The 6,997-nt window shown below is 37.8% G+C and carries 5 protein-coding genes and 1 pseudogene; 2 read left to right on the top strand and 4 right to left on the bottom strand.

Features of this window, described 5'->3' with window-relative positions; translation table 11 throughout:
* The 4 genes from FJR04_RS24415 to FJR04_RS24400 all read right to left on the bottom strand — a co-directional run.
* On the bottom strand, nucleotides 1–707 hold a 707-nt coding region (locus FJR04_RS24415; RefSeq protein WP_168499757.1), incomplete at its 3' end, for an HIRAN domain-containing protein.
* Nucleotides 708–768: 61 nt separating this feature from the next.
* The gene (locus tag FJR04_RS24410) at nucleotides 769–1,116 is read right to left on the bottom strand and encodes a hypothetical protein (RefSeq protein WP_168499755.1); all 348 of its coding nucleotides are present in this window, start codon (nucleotides 1,114–1,116) and stop codon (nucleotides 769–771) included.
* Entirely contained in the window at nucleotides 1,109–1,462 is a 354-nt protein-coding gene (locus FJR04_RS24405) for a DUF5674 family protein (RefSeq protein ID WP_371718801.1), read from the bottom strand. Before FJR04_RS24405 ends, FJR04_RS24410 begins: the two co-directional genes overlap by 8 nt.
* Before the next feature lie 285 nt (nucleotides 1,463–1,747).
* Complete coding sequence (locus tag FJR04_RS24400) at nucleotides 1,748–3,415, bottom strand: ATP-binding protein (RefSeq protein ID WP_168499753.1); 1,668 nt, start codon at nucleotides 3,413–3,415, stop codon at nucleotides 1,748–1,750.
* Nucleotides 3,416–4,091: 676 nt separating this feature from the next.
* Here FJR04_RS24400 and FJR04_RS24395 point away from each other — a divergent pair.
* Together FJR04_RS24395 and FJR04_RS24390 are read left to right on the top strand one after the other, a co-directional pair.
* On the top strand, nucleotides 4,092–4,670 hold the full coding sequence (locus tag FJR04_RS24395; RefSeq protein ID WP_168499751.1) for a hypothetical protein: 579 nt from the start codon (nucleotides 4,092–4,094) through the stop codon (nucleotides 4,668–4,670).
* Between the two features lie 350 nt (nucleotides 4,671–5,020).
* Nucleotides 5,021–6,997: pseudogene (locus tag FJR04_RS24390) on the top strand (tetratricopeptide repeat protein); the annotation flags it as partial.

The raw sequence follows: 6,997 nt of genomic DNA, 5'->3' as shown, positions 1-6,997 counted from the left end.
CCCAAGTCGTCTTTACACAAAGCAGTTATCTGACACAGTAGCCGAAATTGGAGCGGTGTCGGTGGTAAATTTACACGTTCTACTTTCAGTATTACTGAACTGGGGTCGCGTTCAAGAAGTTCAAAAACTTCATTTCTTAAGTAACGTGGGCAATAGCCTACGATGTGGTGATCCTCACTATGAAGAGTTAATGCTTGGGAATCGTAGGAGTTTTGAAATTCATGAGCTAACCATAATTTTTCTCCAGGTTCCAAGCGATTAATCCGCTCAATTGCACATTGTGGCAGGTGTCGCAGCCCATGTACGAAAAAGTGCAGCTGATATTGTCCTGCTGCATCTGGCTCTGGGCAGGGAAAGACGGTGAGTGTGTCTGTTTCTCGTTGTCCACCACTACGGGCTAGTACTGCAATTGGATCATCTTCATGTTCTGGAATATTCAGCCATTGCCGGAAACTTGCATAATCAGGACGGGAACGAGGCAATAACCGATTAGAGAAAACAGGAAATAATTGGGTTGATGTATATTCTTCATTTAAGTGCGGAAAAGAAGATAAAGGCGCAAAACTACACATCCGTTCTGCCGCTTTTACGCCTTGGGTGTAAACAAACTTGTACCTTGTACCATCAAAGGTCAACCGACCAATGGGAAACCAAGAGCGACTATTAAAGTCTTGCCAAGCTAAAAATAATGTTTGAGGTGTCTTCACTGAAGTAATTCCCTTAATTTAAGCAGCCTGTGTTATATAGGCAACGCCGGCTGTACCCCGTTCACACCAGAACTCCTGCCATCTTCCTAATTCGATTTGCCCAGGTTTGAGACAAGGTTGAAATTTGGAGACGACTAGAATCACTTGCCCAAATCTCCAACCAATGGGTATGCCATCGAGACAATTGACGTTGCATTTGAGCTAATTCAAAGGCACTGTCCACATCTAAATCAATCGCTGTCAGTTCTAAAAATACTTTACTTTCCCTAACAATTCCAAGTACCGCTTCCCCATTAACTCCATCCAAACTGAGAGATGCCATTTGCAGAAAGTTCTGTGCCAATCGTTCAAGACGGACAGAAAGGCGATCGCACCGAAACGCAATTTGTTCTACAGTCCAGTTATTCATACGACACGCCTCCTAATAACCTGTGGATGATTTGTTTAACCTGTTCACGAATCGCTGGATCTAAAATTTCCATCGCTCTATTTTGACGTGGACGGATATTTACCATTGATTCATAGAAAATTTCTTGAGAAAGAGGATTCCAACTCGCGCCCCAAACATCCTGCTGTTGACTTCCATTCTCAAGTAAAATAGTTTCACAGTCACAGTGCATTTCACCTCCACCTGCCAAAATTTGATGACGTATATCTACGGCTGTTTTAATATAGAAACGATTAGCTTGAAGCATCTCGTTGATTTGGTTAGGTGTTGCAGGTTCTTGTAAAATATGAATGATCAAGGGTAAAATACGAATCAATTTATTAAATCATTCTCTCATATTACCTTACAACGATATTAACGTGACCTTATTTCAATCCCTTGATAATCTAAGCCAAGATTCTCGACTGAAGAGATTATTCAGCCCAAACGATAAAGTAAATTTGCCATTTTTATGTTAAGTAATCTTTCGCCAACGGTATCCATATCTCGGCTCAATACCGTATTGAGGTTAAAATTTAGCGGTGGCTTGCACTATCTTAATGACGTAGGCCTTAGCTTTGCCGCAGGCTATTACAAATTAGTAATTATTCGGTTAACCACCAAATATATCTATATTACCAATTGCATACTCCGATGAATCTACGGTCGAAGATGGTAAACCCTGAAGTTCAGCTTTATTCCGCATACTTTCCACCTTATCTGCTTCTCTAATAGCTAATGGATTAATTTGCTGACGTTCTGCTAACAGCGTCGCTACAGAAATTTCTAATGGTGGTAATTTACCATTGCGAGAAACAGGTACATCTTCTGGAAACATTTGACAGAAAGTAGTAGCCGCAGCCCTCTCCACAATAGTTTGGATTTCTGCACCTACACAACGATTAGTTTCTTTCAACAGTCGTCGCCATTCTTCCTGACTGTAAGGGTCGATTTTACCAGAAACATCACCACTAAATCTATCATCAAATCTAGCACAGTGGAGCTTAAAAATACTGTGTCTTTCTCCATAATTAGGCAAGTCTACTTTATAAATGTAGTCAAATCTTCCTGCCCTAGTTAATTCTGGTGGTAGCCATTCTAAGCGGTTGACACTGCCGATTACAATTACATCACTGGTACGTTCTTGCATCCAAGTGAGTAACTGTCCTGCTAACCTTCTAGCTATATCATCATCTCCAGCAAATCCCTTGTCAAAGTCATCAAAATAAATAACAACTTCATTCAAACAGTCTACTAAATTTAGTAATTGCTTCAGTCTTCTTTGAGCTTCATTACCATAGCTTCTCAAATTCCCCCAATCTACTAAAATCAGGGGAACACCTAAAATTTGAGAGCATACTTTAGCAGAATGTGATTTACCCGTACCTGGAGGACCTACCAGCATTATACCTTTAGGAACTCTGAGTTTATAGGCTTTAGCAAGGGGACTAAATAATCTTTTGAATTTCTTAAAAGCCTCCTGCATCAAATCTAATCCTCCCAAGGGAACTTGGGGAGTAGGAATAAACTCAATTCCATAAAGTCTGTTAAGCAAATTGATTTTATATTGGAGTATTTGTTTAGCTATTGTTTCTGCACTTTTATCATGAGAATGAATTGATTTTAGCCCTTTTATTAAATCGGAAATGTATAATCCAATCCCACTACGGACAATTGTGATTTTGTCCATTTCGCTCAACATTGATGGTAAAATTCCCTCTGCTTCCTCATTAAGACTTGCAGTAATTTCTGAGATATCAGGTAATTCTTGAGTAACTACAGGGATTTGAGCAGCAAGTTCTGGGTGTAAGTTAGCTTGAGAACCTAAAAGAATAGCGCATTTGATTTTACCAACAGTAGATTGGGAGAAGGAAAGATTGACCAACTTTGATTTCACCCATTCAGATATTAAGAAAAACTGCGTTTCTTGGGCTAAATTAGCACTAATCCAAGGATATAGATTCTCGATGATTAATACTCCTCCTCCCTGAAAACATTCCCAAAAATTCAAAATTCTAAAGTGGTCTTTAAGCTCTTGTGTCGGATTTAGAGTATAACCATAAAAATATTTGAAACTTAGATCTATATTATTTACGCATTCAATTTCCTTAATTATCTCTTGTCCCAAATTCCATAGATAGCACTTAATGCCTATTTTTGAGCAATACTGGCAAAGAGAGCGGAGCATTCGATATCTTTCTTGTACAGGAGATTCACAAATAATCACAGGCTCTCCTGTGGTGATGAAGTTAGTCAGTTTTTCTAAGAATAAGGATGCCATATTATTATATCCAGAAGCTTTTTATAGGATTAGTACCGCAGTACGAAAGTCAAAATGAATACTGCATTGAGCTTTTCAGATATCTGAAAAAGTTGCTAGTAGTCTGTCAAAATAAATTTGACAGGTTATGAAAATCAAGAAGCTTTAAATTTTATAGTTTTTGGCAAATTTATATCCGTCAATTACTTATTTCTAATAGACTAATAGTACCTCTTGGCGTAAATACGTCTACCTTTTACAAGGATTCTAAATACAAAGTTTTTACCAATTATAATGGTGGGTTCACTTGTGCCGTACTGTACTATATTTATACCAATTCTGTATGATTATTGAATCTTTGAAAATCCAGATTAGCCAAAACTTTCGCTGACATTGATGAGAGGTTCAACATATATAACAAGATTTAAATTTGATTTGTATAGCCAAATTCTAATGATAATTTGAGGTTTTAGCTAGGATTAAATTACGTAATTTCTTTCTATCAAATGATAGATGCAGAATGTAAATAAAAATAGATTAAATTACAGATTTAGAGTAAGAAGATTGTCTTTAAAATAGGAGTATAATCAATACTTTTCTGATTAGTCCACAATTTACTTTGTCGTCTGGGTAAAGGAATTATAACTTTTCCCCTTTAATCAAAAGGTATTGGAAGTGTTGTTACTTGTATGCAACAATGGTGACTAAATCAGTTCCAGTTTATCCTATTATTTTAATTCCCACCTTCGCTGATACTAAAAATCTTTCTCCTTGTATTAAACCGCATGGTAGTGGTAGCGTGACTGTGGGTGCTTCTGAAGAGCGGTTTGGACAAGTGCTAAAATATTATTTTGGTGATTGGGTGCGATCGCAACAAGAAATGCTACCAAATGGTCATGATCGTCCTTACACCGCAGACTTTGTAATTGTAGAGCCAACAAGTGAGCTATATCTTGATATTGAAGTGGATGAAAGCCATTGTTTTTATACAGGAGAACCAACACATTTTATTGGCGATGATGATTATAGGAATAAGTGTTTTGTGGATGCTGGATGGGTAATAATTAGGTTTGCAGAGGAACAAGTAGTTAGTCAGCCACAACGCTGTTGTCGCTTTATTGCTAATGTAGTAGCAAAGTTAAGCGGAAATGAATCGTTGAGTTACCACTTTGCAGATGTTCCACAACTGACTCCTGTTAAGCAATGGTCAAGAAGAGAAGCAGCTTCCTTGAAGAAAAAGAAGTATCGCCAAAGCTACTTGTCAGCTACACCATAAAAATAGCACCGAAGACCACAATCCCCAAATATTCCTGGATCAACAAATGTGATCCATGGATCACAAAATGCAGTTGAAACCTCCGATAAAAATAACCAACTAACACTGTTACACTATTAGAATATGTGTTAAGTGCCTGGTAGATTACGGATATAGCTGCGCTAGAGCAAAACTTAACGCACTATTCCAGGTTGAATCAGAATTGCAGGTTATTAAATGTTTAATGATCCAAACTTTGAAAAAATCTAGCAATGTATCTGATAACCTAAAAGGTAATATTCCAGCAAAAAGCTCTACAGCTTTTGCACATCTACACCAGATACCCAACAACGGTATCAATTATTAGTACCATGTCCGATTTTAACCCTAATTCCACCCAACTCCAAACACAACTCGCTAAAAAATACTTCGATTTATCCCCTGCTATCCAAAAGATTATCCAATTGTTTTCGGTAATTTATGCACCGATAGACAAAAATTCATTCCTCAGTTGTCTTTCGCAAACGGCTGCCTTAGACGAAAAGAATAGACCTTGGACTACTAATACCCTCAATTACCAAATTGAGAAATTGGTAATAGCACTTTTGCTAGTTAAGGAAAACAAGTTAGGTCTTGAATGTCATCCATTACTCACAGAAATTGCTACTCGTCATGCAATAGAAACGGGAACATTCGATATATTAGTTAAAGCCGTAGAGGAAAAACTACCTGTAAGTAATCACTGGAACAAGAATTCGCGGATGTTCCGCAGTCTGGTCCAGTGTATCAGAGAAATCCGCATTGGTCTTTACCGCCAAGACCTTAATTTTATTAATAAGCAAATTGAAGATTACCAAAATCACAGTAATCATACAGAAAAAATAGTCATAGAAAATATTTTTGAGCAGATATGCAATAACCCATTTGACGAAAATTGGTTTAAGACTTTACCACAAGAATTATATGAACGTGGTATATCTAGCATCCTCTTCAATTCAACCTTAAAATTGGTTGACTGCGAAGATGCGTTTATGATGCTAGACGAAGAATGTTATGAAAATGGAAAATATGCTTCAGATTATCTACATCTGATTTTGACAGAACAATTACTGTTAAGGGGTGATACTGAAGATGCACAAGAAATTTTAGAAAGTGTATCAGAAGAAAATCAAAATAACGCTGCTATTTATTGGGGTTGGTTGAATTTTGTCCGGGGTGAAAATGACCAAGCCATTAAATATTATACAGATGCCCTCAAAGCTATAAAAAAAGCCACAGGCAAACGCTCAATATATTTTAATACAATGGGCGGCTTGTTTTTTATCCTAGCATTATTAAAAGATGGTTCAGCAGAACGCCTCAAAGAAGCAGAAGAGTATGCCACATTAATGTCCCGTGAATCAGATCATTGGCTTACATTTGTTTATGCCCGACTAAAAATGGTACTGCAAGTCCAGCGAGGTGATATTACCCAAAAAGAACTTGTAGTAAGTGCCTATATTGCTTCGGTGGAAGAAGAAAATAGCTTACAAACATTGTTTTGTTCTCTGTGCCTTTACTGGATGGATGTTGAGAGTGCAAAGAAAAGATTACCTGATTTATTAGAACCATTATATCGGAGAGCGATCGCATCCGGTCATCACTGGATAGCAATTGAAAGCGCAGAACTTCTATCTCGACTCAAACCCAGCACCAACTATAAAAAACAAGCAGAAGCATTAAGAGAAGATAGCGGTATCCAAACCATAGTTGATGTAATTCAACCCCAAGAAGCTTGGGAAATGTGCCTCAATGCCCTCGCAAACATCCAGAAACAACCACAAACCCCGGTTAAACCAGAGTCAGAACTGCGGTTAGCATGGTTCATTACCTTCCATTCTGTTCAATGTAGTTTACAACCCAAAGAACAAAAAGTTAATGCCAAAGGAGAATGGAGTAAAGGTCGTCCCATAGCCCTTAAACGTCTTAGTAGTGGATTAGCGGACTTTGATTACGTTACACCCCAAGATATGCGAGTCTGTGGTTGTATTGAGGCATATAGTGAGGGCTATTATGGCAAAGTTGACTATATGTTTAACGAAAAAGCCATCTTAGCTTTAATTGGACACCCCACAGTTTTTTGGGAAGATACGCCTAATATCCGGGTAGAAATCGTCAAAGGAGAACCAGAACTACTGGTGAAAAAAGAAAAACAGGGTCGTCTCACCTTGGAATTTTCGCCCAAATTACCAGAATCACAGAACATTCTGCATATCAAAGAAACCCCAACTCGCATTAAAGTTATTGAAATTAAAGCTGAACACAGACGCATTGCCGAGATTATTGGTAAAGATAACAAATTAAACGTT

It is taken from the genome of Anabaena sp. UHCC 0204, from assembly GCF_009711975.1.
Lineage (GTDB): Bacteria > Cyanobacteriota > Cyanobacteriia > Cyanobacteriales > Nostocaceae > Dolichospermum.
The sequence above is the reverse complement of the archived record's forward strand: the minus strand, read 5'-3'. Positions and strand labels throughout refer to the sequence as shown.